The organism is Paenibacillus sp. sg306046, assembly GCF_059821225.1.
Genome location: NZ_JCAMRT010000070.1, coordinates 1 through 1,855, shown reverse-complemented (window position 1 = coordinate 1,855; position 1,855 = coordinate 1). Strand labels below are relative to the sequence as shown.

The window sequence follows — 1,855 nt, the reverse complement described above, 5'->3', positions numbered from 1 at the left end:
TTCCAAGCAAGAAATATCCAATTCTGACGCGGATTCTCTGGCTTCTTAAGCGTTAGAACTTATGACTGTCCAGCTATTCTACAAGCCCTTATTTTTATTGTCCAACTAAGTATAGCCGATCCAAGCCTCACAAGACAGCCTGTAATGAAGCGAAAACAGCCAATGTGCTGGGTCGTGAATTTGATCAAACCGAAACGAAACGCTTCGTTGTAAGCGATCTGACGTATGTGGCGGTCCAAAATAAGTGGCACTACATTTGCGTGCTGATCGACTTGTTCAATCGCGAAATCATTGGTTACAGCGCGGGGCCAAACAAAGATGCGGCTCTTGTTTCACGCGCCTTTTCTACTGTTCAGGGCGATCTGTGCCAAATCCAATGGTTTCATACAGACCGTGGCAGCGAGTTTAAAAACGAAAAGATGGACGAACTTTTGGAGACCTTTAAAATTGGACGCTCTCTTAGTAAGAAGGCCTGTCCCTATGACAATGCGGTGGCTGAAGCCACCTATAAGATCATGAAAACTGAGTTCATCAACCAGATGAACTTTAACAGCCTGCATCATCTCGAATTGAAGCTATTCGATTACGTGAACTGGTTTAATAAGCATAGGATTCATGGAACGCTGGGCTACCTGACACCTGTTCAATATCGTCAAGAAGCCCTTAAAAAAGTTGTCTGATTCACTGTTGACAATCCAAGGACCTGTTTTCTTTCATTACGGTGTTCATACAGAGATTGGTAGTCATTTCTTTGCTAATTACAATCTTACCGTGCAGGATGAGGCAAAGGTTACGATTGGCAATTATACCAGCTCTGGACCTAATGTGACGATTGTTACCCCTGTTCACCCATTCATTGCTGCTGAACGTCGGCAGTTGATTGACCAGCACGGTGATACCAAATCTTTATGTTACGCGAAGCCTGTTACCATCGGAAATGATGTGTGGATTTCGGCCAGCGTAACGATTTGTGGAGGCGTTACTATCGGAGACGGATGTGTAATTGGTGCAGGCAGTGTCTTGACCCAAGATATTACAGAAAATTCTTTTGCTGCTGGTGTACCATGCAGAGTGATTCGCAAAATTTCAGAATCAGACAGCATGCGATTTAAACCAGAAGTATTGGCGGATTGCCGCGTGTTAGAGTAAGTAATCGTCTTAAGGGAGCAATTTTTTGTCGGCTTGATCGGGCGTGAATGCAGCACATTTATTTATCTTTGCAAAGAGAGTGTGGCTTTATCGGAAAAATCGAAAGTACTGAGGAAAGTAAAGCGCAGCTTGCAAGCAGGTAAAACAGCGGCTTATCGTGTATGACTGAACTGATCAACGGACCCGGTGCGACGCCATTAAAACGAGCGCTACTATACAAAGACGTAATAGTGAACTGTAACCCGTAAGATGGACACTTGAAAAAAGTGACCTGTTATGTACGGAAGCAAAGGTTTTATGGCTCATCATGATACGGACATCCGGGGAGATACGGCTCCGCAAGATGTTTGTCTGAGTTCATCAGGTTTTGTATTTTATGGAGGTCCCGATGAAAGTTATCGGGGCTTTTTTACGTAATCCGCTTATCAATATAAACGCATCCAATATAAGTAATATTTGTTTGATTTTTAAGGTATCATCAACGATCAAGAGACGGATCATGATGTTTGCCAAAGAGTATGCTGTGCAAGAATGGCCGCGGCGCGCAAGGAATTGCCGAAGCTCGACAAGGTGATTATATCGGGAGCATAGACGGAAATTGCCTGCGATTGCTAGCATGAGGACATACATGAGAAAGGAGCCATTCCTGTAATGAAGTAATTTGAGCTTTGAACGAAAAAAGCACCTCTTGTATACTGGGAAACGT

Annotated in this window: 2 protein-coding genes; both read left to right on the top strand. The window is 43.7% G+C overall.

Annotation, left to right across the window (positions count from 1 at the left end):
• Positions 1–65 precede the first annotated feature (65 nt).
• On the top strand, positions 66–680 hold the full coding sequence (locus AC6ROY_RS25285) for an IS3 family transposase (protein WP_500103323.1): 615 nt from the start codon (positions 66–68) through the stop codon (positions 678–680).
• Positions 673–1,149, top strand: a complete 477-nt coding sequence (locus tag AC6ROY_RS25280; protein ID WP_500103322.1) for a sugar O-acetyltransferase — start codon at positions 673–675, stop codon at positions 1,147–1,149. Before AC6ROY_RS25285 ends, AC6ROY_RS25280 begins: the two co-directional genes overlap by 8 nt.
• Positions 1,150–1,855: the final 706 nt, after the last annotated feature.